Raw genomic sequence first — 19,804 nt, 5'->3', positions numbered from 1 at the left:
GCGTGCGCATCGCGATGATCGGCACCCGCGGGGTGCCGGCCCGCTATGGCGGCTTCGAGACCGCCATCGAGGAGGTCGGCCGCAGGCTGGCCGCCCGCGGCCACGAGGTCACGGTGTACTGCCGCCCCGTGGACGGCGAGGAGCGGCCCGCCGTCCACCTGGGCATGCACCTGGTGCACCTCCCGGCCATGCGCAAGCGCTCGCTCGAGACGCTGTCGCACACGGGCCTGTCGGTGCTCCACCTGCTGCGCCACCGCACCGACGTCGCCCTGGTGTTCAACGCCGCGAACTCGCCGTTCCTGCCGCTGGTGCGCGCCGCACGGGTCCCCGTGGCCACGCACGTCGACGGCCTGGAGTGGAAGCGCGGCAAGTGGGGGCCCACCGGGCAGCGCTACTACCGCACGGCCGAGTCGCTCGCCGTGCGCTGGTCGGACGCCCTGGTCGCCGACGCCCAGGGCATCGCCGACTACTACACCGACGAGTTCGGCGTGCCCACCGAGCTGATCGCCTACGGCGCCCCCCGCACGCCCGCCCGCGCCGACCACCGACTGGCCGAGCTCGACCTCGAGCCCGGCGGCTACCACCTCGTCGTCGCCCGCTTCGAGCCCGAGAACCACGTGCGCGAGATCGTCGAGGGCTACGTGCGCAGCGAGGCCACGCGTCCGCTCATGCTGGTGGGCTCCGCCCCGTACGCCGACGAGCACATCGCCTCCATCCACGCGGCGGCCGGCGACGACCCCCGCGTCCGCTTCCTCGGCGGCCTGTGGGACCAGGAGCTGCTCGACGACCTCTACGCGCACGCGCTCACCTACCTGCACGGCCACTCCGTCGGCGGGACCAACCCGTCCCTGCTGCGCGCCATCGGCGCCGGCACGGCCACCACGGCCTTCGACGTCTCGTTCAACCGCGAGGTGCTCGGCGAGTCCGGGCGCTTCTTCACCGGCCCCGACGACGTCGCGGCCCGCGTCGAGTCCGCCGAGCGCGACCCCGAGGGCACGGCGCTGCGCGGCGCGCAGGCCCTGGTCGAGGCAGCCCGCTACGACTGGGACGACGTCGCGTCGCGCTACGAGGAGATGTGCGAGCGACTGGTCGGCGGGGTCCTCCGCCGCCCCCGGGGGCGGACCGGACGGCGGAACGGCGCGCGATGACGACCGCCCCGCCCCGAGGCCGTGTCCTCGGCGAGGTGCTGCACCCGACGCGCAACGGGCTCAACCTCGTCCGGCTGGTCCTGGCGTCGTCGGTGATCTTCTGGCACTCGTTCCCGCTGACCGGCACCCCGTTCCCGTGGGCGCCCGGCGCACCCTTCGCCGGAGGGGTCGCCGTCGACGGGTTCTTCGCGCTCAGCGGCTTCCTGCTCGCCGGCAGCTGGCTCCACCGGCCGCACGTCGTGTCCTACGTCCGCAACCGCGTGCTCCGGATCGTCCCGGCCTTCTGGGTGTGCCTGGTCGTGGTGGCCTTCGTCTTCGCCCCGCTCGGTGCACTCCTCGCCGGCCAGGAGGTCAGCGCGCTCTTCTCCGGACCGCACTCCGCGTGGCGGTTCGTGCTCGAGAACTCCGCCCTGCGCATGCGCTTCTACGACGTCGCCGGCACACCCGCCGGCGTGCCCTTCCCCGGCGTGTGGAACGGGTCCCTGTGGACGCTGTGGTGGGAGGCGCTCGCCTACGTCGGCCTGCTCGCGATCGGTCTGGCCGGCATCCTGCGCCGCCGACCGCTCGTGCTGGTCGTGCTCGGTGCGGTATGGGTCGCCAACGCGTCGCTGTCGCTCGACCTGATCCCGCACGGGTACTACCAGGACCGGGCCGGCCGTCTCGGACTGATGTTCCTGTGCGGCGTCGCCTTCTCGGTGTACCGCGACGTGGTCCCGGTCGGTCGGTGGTGGGTGCTGGCGGCGGTGGCCGTCATCCCGGTCTCACTCGCCCTGCCCGACTTCCGCGTCCTCGCGGCGCCGTTCGTCGCCTACCTCTGCCTGGTGGCCGGCGCCTCCGTCCGGCGGCCATCGCTCCAGCTGCACGACCGGGACATCTCCTACGGCATGTACATCTACGGGTTCCCCGTCCAGCAGGCCGTCGTGCTCGCCGGTGCGGCGACCTGGTCCCCCCTGGCGCTGGCCGTGACGGCCCTCGTCCTCACCGTTCCGCTCGCCGCGGCCAGCTGGATCCTCGTGGAACGACCCGCGTTGCGCCTCAAGGCCCGGCGACCCTCGACCGACCGGGCCTGAGCCGAACCACACCAGACCCACACGTCACACTGGTCACGACACGTAGCTCGAAATAACTACTCCAGTTAGAGTAGAGTTAGTCAAAACCCGGCCGCGGTCCCTCAACTCTCAGGTTTGGCCTACTCCACATGGGGTAGTTCATTTAGAGTACTCAACATGGATGAGACCAAGGGAACCGCGCGCCGCCTCCGCGCCATCGTCGCCACCACGCTCGTGACGTGCCTCGTCGCGGCTCTCATGGCCCTCGTCGGGTCGACCACCGCCTCCGCCGCCACCGTCGTGGGAACGACCGCCGGCGCGAAGAGCCTCTCGTCCTGCAAGCAGAAGGCGGTGTCGTCCTGCCGCAAGGTCACGGCCCGCAAGTGCCGCGCCAGCAAGATCAAGAAGATCCGCGCCCGTGGCGACAAGGTCAACCGTCGCAAGGTCACCAAGACCTGCGCCCGCGTGGCCAAGCGCCACTGCAAGAAGGCCGCCCAGAAGCGCAAGCAGGCCGCGATCGCCAAGCGCTGCGCGGCCAAGCGCACCGAGCGCACCGTGGTCCGGGGCTCCGGGGTCACCCCGACGGCCGCCAGCACCGGCGTCCCCGCCGGCACCCGCCTCAAGGTGGTCCGCGGCGACCTGACGATCAGCAAGGCCGGCACCGTGGTCGACGGCCTGGACGTGCGCGGGTTCGTCACCGTCAAGGCGAGCAACGTGACCATCAAGAACTCGATCATCCGGGGTCGCGACGTCGGTCCCAAGGGCAAGGGCGCCCTGATCGCCGCCTACGGCGACCACACTGACCTCGTCATCAAGGACAGCACGCTCGCGGCGACCTACCCCTCGATGTACGTCGACGGGCTCAAGGGGCGCAACTTCACCGCCTCCCGGCTGGACATCTCCAAGGTGGTCGACACCGCGGTCATCTTCGGCGGCACCTCGACGACGATCGTCGACTCCTGGCTGCACGACAACCTGCACTACGCCACGGGCGACACCACCCACAGCGACGGCAAGACCCACGACGACAACATCCAGATCGAGGGTGGCTCCGGCATCTCCATCGCGAACAACCGCATCGAGGGCTCGGACAACGCCGCCATCATGATCACGCAGAACTACAGCCGGACCTCGGGCGTCCAGGTCGTCGACAACCTCCTGGTGGACGGCGGGTGCACCGTCAACATGACCGAGCAGGGCAAGGGCCCGATCCTCGACTTCACCATCCTCGACAACAAGTTCGGCCCCTCGGCCCACTTCGGCACGACGTGCCCGATGCGCATCCCGCGCAGCTCGAGCGTCAAGATGAGCAACAACATGTTCGTCACGAACAAGCCGGCCAACCCGGTGATGTTCTGACCCACCGCACCACGACGAAGGGCGGGCGGAGCCGATCGGGGCTCCGCCCGCCCTTCGTCGTGCCGGAGACCGTCAGGGTGCGGTGCGCACGGACTCGAAGATGCGGTCCATGATCCGTGACGTGCGGAGGATCTCGCCCGACGTGATCGGCGGTGCCGAGCCGGTCTCGATCGACGTGTAGAACGCCTCCAGGAGCGTCCGCATGCCCGAGTCGTACGGGAAGTGGAACTTGCGACGGGCGAAGTGCCTCGCGTTCCAGCCCGTGTTGGCCAGGTACTGACCGGCGAACTGGGCGGGAGCGACGAGGTAGCGCAGGTAGCTGCGGTAGGACTTGTCCTCCACCTTCACCAGGACCTGGTAGTCGTCGTCGACGACGAGCGAGGCCTTCGGGCCGTAGAGGCGGAACTGGTGGAGCTCGGGCTTGATCTGCGAGGAGAACGTGAACACCGCCGTCGACCGGTCGGCGTCCTTGATGATGACGCGGACCTCGTCGATGATGTCGCCGTGGCCGAGCCCCTCGACGAGCGGGCTGGTGAAGCCGACCGTCGTCACCTCCGGGTCGTCGCTCTCGATGAACTCGGCGATCCGGGCGACACCGTGGCTGATCAGGTTCTGCAGGAGCGAGCCCGGGAGCTTGCGGACCCAGTGGTCCCGGTCGCCGAGCATCGCCTGCGCGTAGGTCGGGTCGCTCATGTCGTAGCAGTAGAGGCTCTCGATGTGGACGGGCTTGCCGCCGAGGTATCCCGAGCGCACCAGGTCGCGCATCCGCACCATCGCGTGCGTGAACTGGCCGTTGTGGCCGGGGATGACCGTCAGCCCCTTGTCCGCGGCCAGCGCGACGACCACCTCGGCCTCGTCGGTCGTGAGCGTGAAGGGCTTCTCGATGTAGACGTGCGCGCCGGCCTCGAGGCACTGCACCGCGAGCGGGAAGTGGCTGGCGGGCGGGGTCGTGATGTGGACGACGTCCGGCCGGCACTCGTCCAGCATCTGGCCGACGTCGGTGAAGCGGTGGGGGACGTCGAAGCGGTCCGCCAGCTGTGCGGCCATGATCGGCTCGCGGTCGCAGACCGCCACCATGCTCGCGCCCTCGATGTGCCCGACGTGGGTGGCGTGCTTCTGTGCGATGTTGCCGCACCCGACCATCGCGACGCTGATCATGCTGTGCCCTTCGTCGATCGGATGTAGGCGAAGCACCGCTCCAGGGCATCGTCCATCGAGATGCGGGGCGACCACCCGAGCCGTTGCTTCGCCTTGGCGTTGGAGTAGGTGTTGCCCTTGTAGTACGTGCGGGCCGATCGACGGTTGAACGTCATCGGCAGCTGGCCCTCGGACCACCGGGAGTAGCGCTCGAGCAGGCCGCTCAGACCGTAGAACGCGCCGTAGGGCACCGTCAGGGTCGGGAACCAGCCGACGCGGTCCTTGTAGCGGCGCAGGTACTCGTGGCCCGTGGGCAGGTCGTCATCGACGATGATGAACCGCTCCCCCTCGACGCCGTCGACCAGACCGGCCAGCACGATGGCGTCGGCGCAGTTGTCGACGTACGTGAAGGGCATCTGGTTGCCGCGTCCGATCTGCAGGAACACGCCGAACGCACCGTTGCCGACACGTCCGGGGATGGCGGGCTTGCCCGGACCGATGACGAACCCCGGGCAGATCGTGACGGTCCGCAGGCCCTGCTCGCTCGCGTACCGTTCCACGAGGTCGTCCTGGAGCGCCTTGGCGTAGGCGTAGGGGTCGTGGCGCTCGGCGATCTCGCGGTCGACCGGGGAGTCGGCCTCGAGCGGACCACGGCGCGCGATGTCGGCGTTGGAGAACACCGACATCGAACTGACGTTGACGAACCGCTGCACCGAGCCGTCGGCGACCAGCGCGTCGAGCAGGTTGCGCGTCGTCACGACGGTGTTGAGCACGCAGGCCGAGAAGTTCCTCCCCCGGCCCGCGGCGAGGTGGTAGACGATCCCGGCACCGCGAGCCGCCTCGGCGCACACCTCCTGCGACAGCAGGTTGCCCTCGACGACGTCGACCCGGGCGTCGGGGAACTCCGACGCCGTCGCCGCGATCGAGCCTCCGCTCGACCGGGTCACGCACACGATGTTGACGAAACCCGCCTCCAGCAGGGCTCGGAGGACACGGCCTCCGACGAACCCGTTGCCTCCGGTGAGGAGGATGCGGGTGCCTGGGTCAGTGCCGGCGATGGGATCGGTGAGCATCGATCGCTTCCTGGTAGGTGGCGGCGTAGCCCCGGGCGACCTCGTGCCAGTCGCGCGCCGAGAGGTCGGGACGATCGGCCGGAGGGTTCGTACGGAGACTCCGGAGAGTCTCCTCGAGGTCTGCTGCGGTGAGGGGTTGGTCGAAGGTGAACACCCAGCCGGGGCCCACCTCTCGGGCGAGGGCCTCGGTGGTGGCGTGTCGCGGGACCAGCACGGGCCGGTCCATGGACAGGGCGACGATCACGGTGCCGGAGTTGAAGATCTCCGTGTACGGCAGGACCACCAGCTCGGCCTGCCCCACCTCGAGCGCGAGGGTCTCGTGCGACACCCACTCGAGCGCCAGGCTCACCCGGGGGTCGCCGGCGGCGGCGCGTCGGACGTCGTCGCCGGACTGCTGGTCGTGCTCGCGCCCCACGACGCGGAGGGTGGCGTCCTCGTCCTCGCTCCGGGCGAAGGCCTCGATCAGGCCGGGGACGCCCTTGTAGCCGCGCACGAGCCCGAAGAACAACAGCCGGCCGCGCACCGACGGCGCGGTGGGCAGCTGGTCGTACACGTTCCGGTAGTGCCCCTGGGGGATCAGCCGCACCTGGCCCGAGCCGGTGATCGGCGGGTCGGGCTGCATGGTCACGTACATCTCGGTCCAGCGGTCGGTCAGCCGCAGGAGCGCGAGCTCGCTCCCGTGCCGCCCCTCGTGCGGGTTGATGTTGTGCAGGGTCCGCACGAGCACCGGTCGTCCCCACCGCAGCCGGAGGAGCAGCAGCAGGTACATCACCCGGCGGGCGACCGTGCTGAGCAGCCCGTGACGCTTGGTCAGGTGGTCGGGCCAGTGGACGTTCAGCACGTCGTACCGGCCGAGGAGGGCACCGCGCCACGAGAAGTGGCGCACGGTCACGTGCGCCGACAGGGCGTCGACGAGCGCGCTCGTCAGAGGGTCGCGGTTGCTGGCTGAGAACGACACCATGACGATCGGCCTGTCTGGGTCGCCCACGCCAGGATCATACGCCACGCCGACCGGCCACATCGTCGTCCGAGGGACCGGTGCAGCGGCGGTGCGTGCTCACAGCCTCCGGTCTTTGACCGGCGTCCTGACCTCGGGCGGAGCGTCCAGGATCACCCGCTCGATGGCGGTGATGCCCTCGACGATCTCGTCCACCGCCTGCTGGAAGTCGCGCCTCTGGCCGTTGATGGGATCGGCGATGTCGTCGTCCTCCGGACGCTCCGGCGGGGTCCGGAGGCTGGAGCCGAACTGCAGGAGCTGGGACCACCGTTCGTCCACGGTCGTGCCCAGGGTGTCGGCCGAGGCGAAGCGGTCCATCACGCGCTCGAGCTCACGCAGCGTGAAGGTCCGGCGGACGTGCGAGGGGCTGAGCTGGACCACGGTCGCGCGGTGCTCGCGCTCCATGGTGACGACCAGGTCGGCGGACCGGAGCATGGGTGCGGTCAGCCGACGGGACGCGAACTCCGCCACGTCGACCCCCCGGTCGGCGAGGATGGCGGCGATCTCCGGGTGCACGGGTTGGCCCTCGCCCGCGATGGTGCCGGCGCTCTCGACCGTGATGCCGGAGTCGGCGAGCGGACCACTGCGCAGCAGCGTCTCGAACGCGGGCGACCGGCAGATGTTCCCCGAGCAGACCGTCAGCACGTGCACCCCGTGATCCTATCGGTCGCGGCGCCGGGCCCGTACCGCCGACCGGGATGTCCAGCGCCCTGTCGGGGGACGGTTCGATCCAGACTCGGACGATCTACGCGGCCCGGCGTGACAGGCCCCTCGTCACCGCGTCGAGCGCCGGCGGACCGCCTCTCGTCCCATCGTGACGAGCGCGGCGACGTCACGCCGCACCGGCCGCACGACCAGGAGCAGCACGCCGACCGTCAGGACCGTGCCGATCACGGCGGCGCCGAGACCGACGTACGCGGGCAGCCCCTCGGTCAGCACGCTGGCGGTGGCCGACCCTGCCGCTGCGACGACTCCGGTGAGGACGATGCGCGCGGCCCCGCCGTACAGGGGCCGCGACGACAGGTCGGCGCGCCTCGACAACCACCACAGCGACAGTGGCCACGCCAGGGCAGGAGCGAGCGCGTAGCCGGCCGCCACGCCCACGACGCCCCAGGTGCTCCCCACCAGGATGCAGGTGACCTTGATCGCCGCCGTGATGAGCGAGTACTGGAACAGGTCGCGCGTGAGGCCCTTGGCGAGGTAGACCCAGTACCCGACGTACGAGAGCGTCTGGAAGATCCCGGCGCAGGCCAGCAGCCGCAGGATCGGCTCGACGCTCGCCCACCGCTCCCCCAGGAAGAGCTCCGTCACGGGCCCGGCGCCGCCGATGACCAGGGCCAGGCCCGGCACCAGGGTGTAGCCGAGCGCCAGCTGGCCGCGGCGCACGAAGAAGTCGAAGCGCTCCCGCTCGTCCTGAAGCCGGGACAGGACGGGCAGCGCCACGGTGGTGGAGGGCGCGCGGATCTGGTTCAGCGGCGTCATGAGCAGCTGGAACGCGCGGTTGTACGACCCGAGCGAGGCCGCCCCGAAACGGCTGCCGATGATCACCGAGTCGAGGTTGTTGGCGGCGTAGCCGATGAGCTGGGTCCCGACCAGGTTCCAGCCGAACCGGAGCAGGCCCTCCATGTCGACGTGCCGTCGCGGGAGGTTGGGGGCCCACCGCGCGTTCGCGACCACCACGACGAGCATGACCGCTGCCTGGGTCAGCTGCTGCGCCACGAGCGCCCAGTACCCCGCCCCGAGGAGGGCGCAGCAGACCGCGACCACCAGCGCCGTGGCCGGACCGACGGTGTCGGCGACGGCGAGACGCATGAACAGCATGCGCCGGTTCAGGTCGGCCCGGTACTGCGTCGACAGCCCGTTCAGCACGAAGGTCAGCGCGAGCACGCGCGTCATGTCGACCAGTCGTGGCTCGTCGTAGAGGTCGGCCACGAGCGGCGCCGCCGCGGCGGCCACGCAGGCCAGCAGCACGCCGATGCCGGTGTTGATCCAGAACAGGTTCGACCGCTGGACCGAGCTGAGGTTCTTGGCCTGGATCGCGGCCGAGGACAGCCCGAAATCGCGGAAGACCTCCGCCACGCCCACCACCGCGACGACCATCGCCAGCAGGCCGTAGTCGGAGGGCAGCAGCAGCCGGGCGAGCACGACGACGGAGAGCACCTGGACGGCGATCCGACCGACCTGGCCGGTCATCGTGACGACGGCTCCTCGGGCGGCGCGCGTGCCCAGGCCCGCCGCGGGTCCGCTCATGTCCTGGCCATGCCCATCACCTGGGCCAGCGCCTGCCGCGCCGGCCTCAGCTGCTCGACCGCAGCGGCCCGCACCTGCACCGCCTGCGCCGCGAGGTCGTCCACGCCGTCGATCGTCGCAAGGACCGAGGCCGCGGCGTCGGGGTCGGTGCGCAGGTCGACGCCGTGCTCCCACCCCAGCCGCCCCATGAGCGGGTCGAACTTGCGCGAGTAGGCCATCGCGATGGCCGGGGTGTCGACGGACAGGGCGTTCAGGCAGGCGTGCATCCGCGACCCGATCACCAGGTTCGCCCCGGCCAGTGCCGAGCGCACCTCGTCCAGGGACGACGGCACCAGCACCTCGGGGTCGCCACCGACCTCGAGCGCCATCTCCTGGACGGCCGGCACGTCGTCGTCGGGACCGGACGAACCGAGGACGTGGGCCAGCAGGGTGACGGTGCGCCCGCGTGCCACCAGCCCGCGGTACAGGTCCACGACGGTGCGCCGGTAGGAAGCGGAGTCCACGTGGGGCCCGGGAGCCCACAGCAGTCCCGAGACGTTCAGCACGACGTCACGCGCCTGGCCGACCGTCGGCTGCTCGAGCGCGAAGACCACGTCGGTGGTGAGGACGTCGATGTCACGTCCGAGCCTGTGGGCCTGCTCGGCGCTGAGCGGGTCGCGTGCCATCACGCAGGCGGCGGTGCGCAAGGTGCGCCGGGCCATGGCACGTCCGCGACGGGACTCGAAGGGGCCGATGGTCTGGGGTCCCAGGACCACGGGCACGCCCGCGCGTCGGCACAGCTCGCCCACGCCCGTCATGCGCAGCTGGCGACTCAGACCGTAGATGTCGGCGAAGCTGTCGCCGGACCTGGTGTCGAGCACGACGTCGAACTGCGAGACCCAGGCGACGAAGCCGCGGTTCGCCGGCGTCAGCTCCCGGACGATCGACCTCGGCGTGTTGACCTTGGTGGGCGCACTGGTCGAGCCGTGGTGGTGGAACTGGACCTCGGCGTCCGGGTCGACCTGGCGCACGAGCTGGGCGTGGCCCTCGGCGAGCACCCGGACCCCGAGGTTCGGCGAGACGTCGTTGGCCCACAGGACGAGCGCGCGCACGGTGAGGTTCCTGTCGAGAGGAGGGGCAGGTCAGCTGTGCCGACCCGCGACCGACCGCAGGCGCGGGGTCTCGTCGTCGGCTCTGCTGGCAGCCAGCATGTCACGTGCGACCAGGCGCGGGACGGTGGTTGCCTCCTCCTCGCTGACGTACCCGTAGTACGCACTTGCCTTGGTGGGCGGCGTGCGCGTGAGCACGACGCCGAGCGCGTGGGCCCCCGACCGCTCGAGCAGCTCCATCGAGTGCCGCAGCTGGTGCGAGCGCACGGTGCCCGCGGCCGCGACGACGATCGCGCCGAGGGTCAGCCTCGCCAGGACGGCGGCATCGGTCACGGGGAGCAGCGGGGGCGCGTCGAAGATCACGACGTCGTAGCGCTCGTCGAGGTCGTCGAGCAGGTCGGCCATCGCCTCCGAACCGAGCAGCTCGCTCGGGTTGGGGGGCAGCTGGCCGGACGTCAGGACGTCCAGCGTCACGTCGAGCCCGATCGGCTGGACCACGTCGTCGACCTCGGCGCGGCCGGCGAGGACGGTGGTGAGACCCGCGGCGCCCTCGAGTCCGAGGTACTCGGCCACCGAGGCGCGGCGCAGGTCGGCGTCGACCAGGAGCACCCGCTGACCGGCCTCGGCACACGCGTAGGCCAGGTTGACCGCGCTCGTGGACTTGCCCTCGGACGGGACCGACGAGGTCACCACCAGGCGGATGGGCCGGCGTCCCACTGCGAGGAAGTCGACGCTGCTGCGCAGGATGCGGTAGGCCTCCGCGGACGGGGTCCGGGCGAAGTCGCGGACGACGAGGTGGGAGCGGGCGAACGAGCGCGACCGCTCGATGGTCCCGATGATCGGCACCTGCGTGACCCGCGCGACCGCGGCGGCGTCGCGCAACCGGTTGTCGAACTTCTCCCGCAGCAGGGCCAGGCCGAGGCCGAGGCCGAGGCCGGCGACGAGCGCCGCGGCGAGGTTGCGGGTGGTCTTCGGGGAGGACGGGGACGCGGGAGCCTGCGCGGCGCCGATCACGGCGACGTCGACGCTGGGGTCGCCCTTGGAGTCCTGCGGCGCGAGGTCCCGGGTCACGACGCGCAGCTGCGCGGCGACCGCGTTGGAGATCCTCGCGGCCTGGGACGGCGAGCGGTCGGTCACCTGGATCTGGAGGATGACGGTGTCGGGCGAGGTGGTCGACGACACCCGTCCCGCCAGCTGTCGCGGGGTGCCGGTGAGCCCCAGCTCGTCGATGACCGGGGTGAGCACGGCGGGCGAGGTCGCGAGGTTGGCGTACGACTGCATCTGGGCCTGCGTGTAGGTCGAGCCCTGCGAGAGATCGTTGGCCGAGCTGCCGTACGGGAGGGAGAAGTACAGGCTCGACGTCGAAACGTAGAGGGGCGTGGCCAGCAGCGAGGCCGCCCCCGCACCCACCATCACCAGGACGACCGTGGCGACGATGGTGATCCACCGCCGGCGCAGCGTGCGCAGCAGATCGGTTGGACTCACGCGGACTACCCCCTTGACCTCCCGAGCGGATCCCGGGGTGACCACGATGGGGACGGGACCCCCGTGGCGGTGTCATCACGGTAGCCGACCCAGGAGCGGTTTCGGGCGAAGTTGTCTGACTTCGCGTCATCAATCTGGAGGAGATCGGGCTCGAGGTCTCGCCCCCTCGTCCGACCCTCGACCGCGGTGCACACGGCCACGCCGACCACGAACCAGAAGAAGATGGCGTACTGGGTGATCAGCGCCACCGTGACCAGGGCCGGCACGTGGGCCACCACGGCGACGGTGGCGGGCGTGGCGTGCCGGGTGACCACGCTCCATCCCGCGGCGGCCAGCAGGCCCACCGCGATCACGAGGGCCACCCAGCCGTAGGTGAGCCCGAGCAGGATCAGCGCGCTGTCGATGGACTGGAAGCGACCGAAGTAGAGCTCTCCGCTGCCGGTCCGCTGGGCGGCGTCGGAGAAGCCGAAGATCGACACCGACGGGATCAGCGACGACAGGTTGCCCCGGTAGGCCGCGCTGTTGGTCGCCTCGCTGCCGGCTGACGCGAAGGTCGACGTGATGATCGGCGTCGCGACCACGGCCCCCAGCACGAGGACCCCTGCCACGACCGCGCGGAGCCTCCGCGTCAGGTCGTTGGGCAGGAACAGCACGGACAGGACGATGCCGGCGACGGTGCAGACGATGCCGATGCGGCTGAAGCTGACGACGGCGCCGGCGACGATGGGGACCAGAAGGAGGGCGCGGGTCGAGGACCGGATCCGCGCGGCCAGCAGCAACGGCACGGCCAGCGCCAGGCACGCGCCCAGCGCGATCGAGTGGCCGTACGCCCACTCGGCACGGATGATGCCACCGCGCTCCTGCAGGTTCCCCCACTTGGCGTACAGCTCGTTGGCGACCGGCAGCTCCACGAAGGGGTTCCAGCCGAGGACGAACTCGACGACCGCTCCCACCCCGACGGCGGCGGCCACCGCGCCGGCGACGAGGTGGACCCGGTCCAGGCCCGCCATGAGAGGAAGGATGCGGCCGACGGTGTAGCCAAGGCCCCACTGGGTGACGATGGTGAACACGCTGGACGCCGTCCCGGCTCCGATCAGCACGGGCGCCACGCAGGAGACGAAGAGCATCCCGACGGCCAGGTCGGGCCACCCCAGGGACGTCCTGGTGCGGCCGATGGCGCAGGCGATGATGAGCGCCCCGACCACGGTGAGCGGTTGGATGTAGACCCGCGCGGTGACCCCGAACCAGAACGGCACGAAGCCGGCGACGACGCACCAGAGCACCACCAGGACGCCGGGGCGCCGACGCAGGAACAGCCAGGAGACGAGTCCGACGGCCAGCACCGCGAGGAGCAGCACGAGCCGGTCCACCGAGGGGCCCGACAGCAGGCCGCTCACCTGCGGCTCCGACCACGGCTGCGGCTGTACTCCCGGTAGACGTACCCGAACGCTCCGGAGGTCATGCCGGCACCACGGGCGAGCGTCCGCGCGCCGCGGGCCTGGCGCTCCGCGGACGACGAGAGCAGGCCCAGCACGAGCCGGCCCAGACCGCCGACGGCACGGACCGTGCCCGGCACCAGCAGTCGGCCACGGTCGACGAGCCGGTGGCCCCTCCCCCGGCTCAGGGCCAGCGTGGTGCGCGACCAGGAGTTGCCGCTGCGGAAGGCCCGCCGGAGCACCCACCCCCGTGTCAGGCGGTCCTCGGGGACGACGTCGACCACCCACGCCTCGTCGCACCAGACCAGGCGGTGCCCGGTCGAGACGAGCTGGCGGGTGAACAGCGTGTCCGAACCACCGCTGAGGCCGAAGTCCTCGTCGAAGCGGACCCCGGAGTCGCTGAGCCGGGGCAGGTCGAGGAGCAGGTTGTTCGTCGCGGCGACGTCGACGGTCGTGCCGGTGGGGAGGCGCCGACGGTCGAAGAACCGGCCCGCGGCCACCCACGGTGTGGGCTCGGCCGCGAACTCCGACACCACGGGGCCGACGACTCCGGTCCAGTCGCCGTCCCGCCACGTCTGGACCATCAGCCTCAGCCAGTGCTCGGAGGGTCGCTCGTCGTCGTCGATGAACACGAGGGCGTCGGCGCCGGAGGCGACGTCGAGGGCCCGGTTGCGCGCGGCGGCGATGCCGGGCGTGGGCTCGTGGGCGTAGCCGACCTCGGGGTCGGGCCAGGCCTCGACGGTGGCTCGGGCGCTCGCCTCGGGGTCGTTGTCCACGACCAGCACCTCGCACCCCGCGAGGTCGGAGGCGTCACGGACCTGGTCGACCAGGAGCGGCAGGGCTGCCGCGAGGTCACCGGGGCGCTTGTAGGTCAGCACCGCCACGACGACGTGCGGCAGGGCCGGACCCGTCACCGACGGCTCCGGCTCGCCTGCTCGACGATCTGGGACACCTGACGACCATAGACCGACGGAGCGTGCCTGTCGTTCGCTATGGCTCGACTGGTCGAGGTCAGCCTGCGCACGTCGGTCCAGTCCGCGACCAGGGCCTCGACGGCGTCGGCGATCGCGAGCGGGTCGCCCGGGCCCACCGAACGGGCGGTCGGGTATCCCGAGGCGGCCTCCAGCAGCCCGCTCGTCGCACTGACGACGAGGGGGCGTGCGGCCAGCACGGCCTCGACCGCGGTGTTCCCGAACGGCTCGTCGAGCCGGGACGGCACGAGCGCGACGTCCGCCGCCTCGAGGTAGGGCCACACCGACGTCGCGAAGCCGTGGAGCCGGACGCGTCCCTCCAGGGGCGCTGCGGCGTCGCGGAGCTCCTCCTCGAACCACTCGTACCCGGGGAAGACGGCTCCCACGACGTCGAGGTTCGCCTCGACCCCACGACGACCGAGCTCGGCGACGGCCTCGACCGCGACGTCCACCCCCTTGCGCGGGGAGAGCCGTCCGACGTACAGCAGGCGGACTCCCCCGTCGAGGCTCTCGCGCGGGGAGGTGACCTCGGAGGGTCCGGGGACCCCGTTGAGCACGACCGTGCAGCGCCCGCCGATCCGGGGCCAGGAGTCGAGCAGGACTCCCAGGCTGAACTGGCTGTTGACCATCACCTGGTGGGCGAGCAGCAGGGGCGCACCCAGGACGCGTCGCAGCAGGGGACGCGCCGAGGCCTCGGCCTCGTGGACGTGCACCACGACCGTGCGACGGGCGAGCCGCGCGAGCAGCGGCCAGAGCGGCACGGTGACCGTGTTGACGAGCACCACGTCGGGGTCCACGCGCCGGATGAGGCGGAGGCCCCGGACGCCGTCGCGCAGGCAACGGTAGGCCAGCCGCACGAGCCCCTTCGGCGACAGCATGGACTTGCGGAGCACCGGGGCCTCGCAGATCTCGACTCCCGCGCCCCGCGACAGCACCTCCTGCACGAGGGGGCCGGCCGCCGGGACCGTGACGGTGACGTCCCAGCCCGAGGCGACCAGCCCCTCGACCGACTCCAGCAGGACTCGGTCCGATCCGTACATGTCGGCGCTCGGGTGCGTGACCAGCACGCGGGGCGTCGACGTCATGTGACCTCAGTTCACGGGCGAGACGATCAGGTTGGTGTAGCGGAACGTCAGCGGCGACGTCGTGGCGGAGGACGACACGAAGCTGGAGAGCCCGACACCGGAGAGGCCCTGGAGCGCGCCCGTGGAGTCGGTGGTGCTCGTCTGCCACGTGGTCGGCTCCGTGGAACCCTTCCAGATCTTCGCACGCACCGTGGTGGTGCCGCTGCCGTTCACCTGCAGCCGGATGCGCAGGGTGTCACCCGCCGCGTAGGTCACGCCGCTCGGCGTCACCGAGGTGAGCGCCGTCTCCGTCCCGCCGACCACCTTGTACAGCGCCAGGTTGAGCGCACCGTTCGCGCTCACCTTGACCCGGGCGCGGTAGGCGTTGGTCGCAGTCCCTCGACCGGTGACGTAGGCGTAGATGCCGCCACCGGTGACGGCCTGGTCGAGCGAGAGGTTGACCGTCGTGTCGGTGTTCCCGCTGCTGACACCGGGCAGGTAGGCGCCCGGGGTGGACCCGGCAGGCACCTTCATCAGACCCGCACCGTTGCCGACCTCGAACCGCGAGGCCGCGCCCACGAGGGACCAGGCGCCGCCCTTGTCGGCGTTGCCCCATCCGCTCGCGAGCGTGCGGGCGAAGGTGTCCTTCGCGAGGTCGGACGTGACCGGAGGAGCGGCGGTGACCGTGACGTCCTTGGTCACCGAGTCGGTCAGACCCTTGTCGTCGGTCACCGTCAGCTTCACCGAGTACGTGCCCGCCGAGGCGTAGGTGCGCTCGGGCTTGGCCGCCGTGCTCGTGCCGCCGTCACCGAACTCCCACGCGTACGAGGCCACCGTGCCGTCGGAGTCGGTCGAGCCCGACCCGTCGAACGACGCCTTCAGGTCGCTCACCGTCGAGGTGAACGCCGCGGTGGGCTTGACGTTCGCCGCGGTGACCGTGACGTCCTTGGTGACCGAGTCGGTCAGACCCTTGTCGTCGGTCACCGTCAGCTTCACCGAGTAGGTGCCCGCCGAGGCGTACGTGTGGTCGGGCTTGGCCGCCGTGCTCGTGCCGCCGTCGCCGAAGGTCCAGGCGTAGGACGCCACGGTGCCGTCGGAGTCGGTCGAGCCCGATCCGTCGAACGAGGCCGCCAGGTTGCTCACCGAGGAGGTGAACGCCGCGGTGGGCTTCACGTTGGCCGCGGTGACCGTCACGTCCTTGGTGACCGAGTCGGTCAGACCCTTGTCGTCGGTCACGGTCAGCTTCACCGAGTAGGTGCCCGCCGAGGCGTACGTGTGGTCGGGCTTGGCCGCGGTGCTCGTGTCCGCGTCACCGAAGGTCCAGGCGTACGAGGCGACCGTGCCGTCGGAGTCGGTCGAGCCCGACCCGTCGAACGACGCCGTCAGGTCGCTCACCGAGGAGGTGAACGCCGCGGTGGGCTTCACGTTCGCCGGCGCGGTGCCCGCACCCAGGTCGTAGAGGGACTTGACGGTGTCGGCCGACAGGGCCTTGCCGAACACGGCGACCTCGTCGAGCGTGCCGTCGAAGAAGGCGCTGGAGGAGCCCCAGGTGTTGTCGCCACCGATGCGCCAGTAGCCGTCGTAGGGCTGCGCGGCGGTCTGCGGGTTGGTGCCGACCAGGGCCCCGTCGACGTACAGCTTCATGCCGTCGCTGGACTGCATGGCCACGACCTGGTGCCACGACCCGTCGTTCAGGGAGGTGGGCGTGGTGATGACGTTGGCCTGGCCGGTCCACGCGCCGAAGACCAGGCGGCCGTCGTCCTGCATGTAGACGTGGCGGTCGTAGTTGCCCGAGGTGCCCTGCGTGCCGTCACCGAACCCGATCAGCTTGCCGCCGCGGGTCGTCGTGGTCTTGAACCAGAGCGACTCGCTGTAGGTGCTGGGGTTGCTGACGCGGTTCTGCGAGACCACGAGGCCGTCGGAGCCGTTGAAGCCGGCAGCCGTGCGCGACTGGGCCTTGAGCGCACCGTCGCGACCCAGCGACACACCACCCTGGATGTTGCCGTTGGTGCCGTTCGGACCGGAGTCCGTGGCCGTGGACCCCGACGCCTCGTCGAGGCGCCAGTACAGGTCGGGCTCCTGGTTGTAGACCGCGGCGCCGTAGGCGTCGGACGGCGCGACCGAGCCCGGCACGGTGCGGCCGCTGGCGTTGTAGTGGTCGACCACGTCGGTGCGGGTCAGCACCTTGTCGTAGATCGCGACGTCGTCGATGTCGCCGTTGAGGTAGTAGCTGCCGGGCTGGTTGGGCCATCCACCGAGGTTGTCGCCACCGATGCGCCAGACACCGCTGTAGTCCTGGCCGGAAGTGACGTCGCCACGGGCGGCGACGCGCTTGCCGTCGAGGTAGAGCTTCATGCCGTCCGAGCCCAGGCTGGCCTGGAACTGGTGCCACTGGCCGTCGTTGTAGCCGGCGGAGGAGTTCAGCGTGGCGACGTAGTTCGGGTAGACGCCGAAGAAGACGCGGCCCTCGTTGTCGAGGTAGACCTGGCGGTCGTAGCAGCCGGAGTTGCCGGTCGCGGAGCAGCCGAAGCCGAGCACCTTGCCGCCGGAGGTGGACGTGGTGCGGAACCAGCCCTCGGTGGTGAAGGTGTTCGGGGCCTGCTGCACGTCCTTGCTCGCCGCGAAGCCCGTGTCGGTGCCGTTGAAGCTCGACGCCTTGTCGGTGTCACCCACCGCGCCGGCGGTCCCACGGGAGACTCCCGCACCTGCCGTCGCGTCGTTGAAGCCGGCGTAGTCGTAGGCGGTCGCACCGGAGGGCTCGCCCAGCCGGTAGTAGGCCTTGGGCTCGTCGGCCTGGACGGCGTCCTGGTAGGCGCTGGTGTCCGAGGAGGCGGGCACGTCGATGATCGTGGCCCCGCGGCTGGTGGTGTTGCCGAACGGGTCGCTGACGTAGACCCGGTAGTTGTAGGTGGCACCGGGCACGGCGGTCTTGTCGATGAAGCCGATCTGCGGGCGCTTCCAGATCGCCGACTTGCTCGTCACGGTGTAGACGGGCGTGTCCGCCGTCGACTTGAAGTTGCGGTAGACCTTGTAGGTCAGGTTCTCGTTGTCCGGGTCGTAGGTCGACTGCCAGGACACGCGGACGGCCTTGGATCCCTGCGCGATCACGGTCGGGGTCAGTCCGTCGTTCGCGTTGGGCCCGCGCTTGTTCGGCGCGATGGACTTCTTCGCGAAGCGGACCAGGCCCGCCTGGGCGTTGTTGTTCACGGCCGGGAACTCGCCGGCGTACGTCACGTAGTCGTCGTTGGCCGACGTCGCGACCGACCAGCCGGCCTGGCCCTGGCCCGTGACCTTGCCCGTGGTGAAGATGGGCTGCCAGTGGGTGTAGGTCGGGCTCGGCAGGCCGAAGAGGTCACCGAATCCACCGATCGGCTTGACCGTTCCGGTGGCCTGCTTGGTGAACGCCTGCGCGTGGTAGTGCGAGCGCGGGTTGGTCTCGGGGAAGCTGCCGATGTTCTCGCAGTAGTGCTTGTGGCTCGCGGTGTAGACGACGTCCTTGGCGGGGGCGACCGAGTAGGTGTCGCCCATGCAGGCGTCGACCCACAGCAGCGCGCCGGTCTCGTTGTCGGCCCGGAAGGTGCCCTCGAGGTTGCCGGTGCCGTAGAAGTTGTACGACGTCCCGTAGACGCCGTCGGCGTCGGTGGCGAGCGAGTTGATCGACGCACCGGGGCCGTAGGACTTGATCTGGTTGCGCGTGTCCCACCGCACCTCGGCGCCCGTGACGGGGTCGACGGCACCGAGGCCCAGGGCCTGTCCACCGGCGAGGACGTCGAAGCGACCGCCCATGACGACCTTGGAACCGGACTTGTTCAGGGTCAGCGCGTTGACGGGCGCGTTGGGTGCGGGGTTCCAGGCCAGGGTCTGACCGTCGGCGGCGCTGACCGCGGCGGCGTACGTGCGGGTGACGCCGTTGACGTTCTGGAAGTTGCCGCCGAGGTAGACCGTGGTGTTCGTCGCGGTGATCGAGCGGACCTGCGTGGACGCCGTCGGGGCGAACGTCGAGATCAGCTGGCCGGTGACCGTGCTGTAGGCGGCGACGCGAGACCGGGACTGGCCGTTGGCGACCGTGAAGTCACCGCCGACGTAGACGCGCGAGCCGTCGGGTGAGGCCGCGACGGCGAGCACCTGCCCGTTCAGGTCGGGCGCGAAAGAGGCGATGTTGACCCCGGTGCGGACGTCGTAGGCCATCAGGTTGTTGCGGGTGGTCGTGTTCGTGCCGGCCGCCGCCCCCGCGGGGCGGACGTTGGTGAACTTGCCGCCGACGTACACGGTGTTGCCCACGATCGCCTGGCTCCAGCCGACGCCGTCGATCTGCGCGGTCGGCAGCTGGTCGGCCGCGACGGTCTCCGGCGTGCCGGCGTCGGGAGCGGTGTCGGCGACGGCGGCGGGCGACAGGCCCGCCAGGCCGAGACCGGCGAGCAGCGCGCTGACGGTGGCTGCCGCGGCGCCGCGGCGCCAGGACGAAGACTTGCTGAACACAGGGACCCCCGAGCTAAGTGATGACCACCCAACTGTAGGCGGGGCGGACATGGCCTCCGGAGGGTTTTCACGCTTTGCCGGGTACGCGACCCAAGATTCATCAATATGGATGAGGACGACTCGCGCACAGGCTCCCCCAAATGCGCGTCAGGTCACTCGAACGGAGCAGTCGAATGCCTTTCAGGAGACATTGGTCACGGCTCTTGCGACATTTCGGCGGCGCCGGGTAATAGCGAATTCTTGAGGAAATCTTGATCTTGGCGCGGCA

At 70.8% G+C, this 19,804-nt stretch carries 14 protein-coding genes; 3 read left to right on the top strand and 11 right to left on the bottom strand.

All coding sequences use genetic code 11. From position 1 onward, the window contains the following. Positions 1–2: 2 nt before the first annotated feature. The 3 genes from ACI6PP_RS10790 to ACI6PP_RS10780 all read left to right on the top strand — a co-directional run bounded on the left by ACI6PP_RS10790 (position 3) and on the right by ACI6PP_RS10780 (position 3,556). Positions 3–1,148, top strand: coding sequence for a DUF1972 domain-containing protein (locus ACI6PP_RS10790; RefSeq protein WP_421111524.1), 1,146 nt, complete (start codon positions 3–5; stop codon positions 1,146–1,148). Beyond that, positions 1,145–2,218 (top strand): acyltransferase family protein, encoded by a 1,074-nt coding sequence (locus ACI6PP_RS10785; protein ID WP_421111522.1) that lies wholly within the window; start codon positions 1,145–1,147, stop codon positions 2,216–2,218. Before ACI6PP_RS10790 ends, ACI6PP_RS10785 begins: the two co-directional genes overlap by 4 nt. A 156-nt stretch (positions 2,219–2,374) precedes the next feature. Continuing rightward, positions 2,375–3,556: a hypothetical protein gene (locus tag ACI6PP_RS10780; protein WP_421111520.1), complete on the top strand. Its 1,182-nt coding sequence runs from the start codon at positions 2,375–2,377 to the stop codon at positions 3,554–3,556. 72 nt (positions 3,557–3,628) lie between these two features. Here ACI6PP_RS10780 and ACI6PP_RS10775 read toward each other — a convergent pair whose 3' ends face one another. The 11 genes from ACI6PP_RS10775 to ACI6PP_RS10725 all read right to left on the bottom strand — a co-directional run bounded on the left by ACI6PP_RS10775 (position 3,629) and on the right by ACI6PP_RS10725 (position 19,536). Further along, the gene (locus ACI6PP_RS10775) at positions 3,629–4,714 is read right to left on the bottom strand and encodes a Gfo/Idh/MocA family protein (RefSeq protein ID WP_421111518.1); all 1,086 of its coding nucleotides are present in this window, start codon (positions 4,712–4,714) and stop codon (positions 3,629–3,631) included. Then, positions 4,711–5,766, bottom strand: a complete 1,056-nt coding sequence (locus tag ACI6PP_RS10770) for an NAD-dependent epimerase/dehydratase family protein (RefSeq protein ID WP_421111517.1) — start codon at positions 5,764–5,766, stop codon at positions 4,711–4,713. Before ACI6PP_RS10770 ends, ACI6PP_RS10775 begins: the two co-directional genes overlap by 4 nt. Continuing rightward, positions 5,738–6,754, bottom strand: a complete 1,017-nt coding sequence (locus ACI6PP_RS10765; RefSeq protein WP_421111515.1) for a glycosyltransferase — start codon at positions 6,752–6,754, stop codon at positions 5,738–5,740. The genes ACI6PP_RS10770 and ACI6PP_RS10765 overlap by 29 nt, the downstream gene beginning before the upstream one ends. A 69-nt stretch (positions 6,755–6,823) precedes the next feature. Continuing rightward, complete coding sequence (locus tag ACI6PP_RS10760) at positions 6,824–7,414, bottom strand: arsenate reductase/protein-tyrosine-phosphatase family protein (protein WP_421111514.1); 591 nt, start codon at positions 7,412–7,414, stop codon at positions 6,824–6,826. A 123-nt stretch (positions 7,415–7,537) separates the two neighbouring features. Then, the gene (locus ACI6PP_RS10755; protein WP_421111512.1) at positions 7,538–9,013 is read right to left on the bottom strand and encodes a lipopolysaccharide biosynthesis protein; all 1,476 of its coding nucleotides are present in this window, start codon (positions 9,011–9,013) and stop codon (positions 7,538–7,540) included. Beyond that, positions 9,010–10,104, bottom strand: a complete 1,095-nt coding sequence (locus tag ACI6PP_RS10750; RefSeq protein WP_421111510.1) for a polysaccharide pyruvyl transferase family protein — start codon at positions 10,102–10,104, stop codon at positions 9,010–9,012. The genes ACI6PP_RS10755 and ACI6PP_RS10750 overlap by 4 nt, the downstream gene beginning before the upstream one ends. A gap of 30 nt (positions 10,105–10,134) precedes the next feature. Further along, entirely contained in the window at positions 10,135–11,586 is a 1,452-nt protein-coding gene (locus ACI6PP_RS10745) for a tyrosine-protein kinase domain-containing protein (RefSeq protein ID WP_421111509.1), read from the bottom strand. 5 nt (positions 11,587–11,591) lie between these two features. After that, entirely contained in the window at positions 11,592–12,983 is a 1,392-nt protein-coding gene (locus ACI6PP_RS10740; protein ID WP_421111507.1) for a hypothetical protein, read from the bottom strand. Next, on the bottom strand, positions 12,980–13,936 hold the full coding sequence (locus ACI6PP_RS10735) for a glycosyltransferase family 2 protein (protein ID WP_421111505.1): 957 nt from the start codon (positions 13,934–13,936) through the stop codon (positions 12,980–12,982). Before ACI6PP_RS10735 ends, ACI6PP_RS10740 begins: the two co-directional genes overlap by 4 nt. Further along, positions 13,933–15,078 carry a glycosyltransferase family 4 protein gene (locus ACI6PP_RS10730; protein WP_421111503.1) on the bottom strand — a complete coding sequence of 382 codons (1,146 nt, stop codon included), beginning with the start codon at positions 15,076–15,078 and terminating at the stop codon, positions 13,933–13,935. The genes ACI6PP_RS10735 and ACI6PP_RS10730 overlap by 4 nt, the downstream gene beginning before the upstream one ends. A gap of 6 nt (positions 15,079–15,084) precedes the next feature. After that, positions 15,085–19,536 carry a PKD domain-containing protein gene (locus tag ACI6PP_RS10725; RefSeq protein WP_421111501.1) on the bottom strand — a complete coding sequence of 1,484 codons (4,452 nt, stop codon included), beginning with the start codon at positions 19,534–19,536 and terminating at the stop codon, positions 15,085–15,087. Positions 19,537–19,804: the final 268 nt, after the last annotated feature.

The sequence above is a fragment of the Solicola agrisoli genome (assembly GCF_049059935.1).
Taxonomy (GTDB): Bacteria; Actinomycetota; Actinomycetes; order Propionibacteriales; family Nocardioidaceae; genus JAURVT01.
The sequence above is the reverse complement of the archived record's forward strand: the minus strand, read 5'-3'. Positions and strand labels throughout refer to the sequence as shown.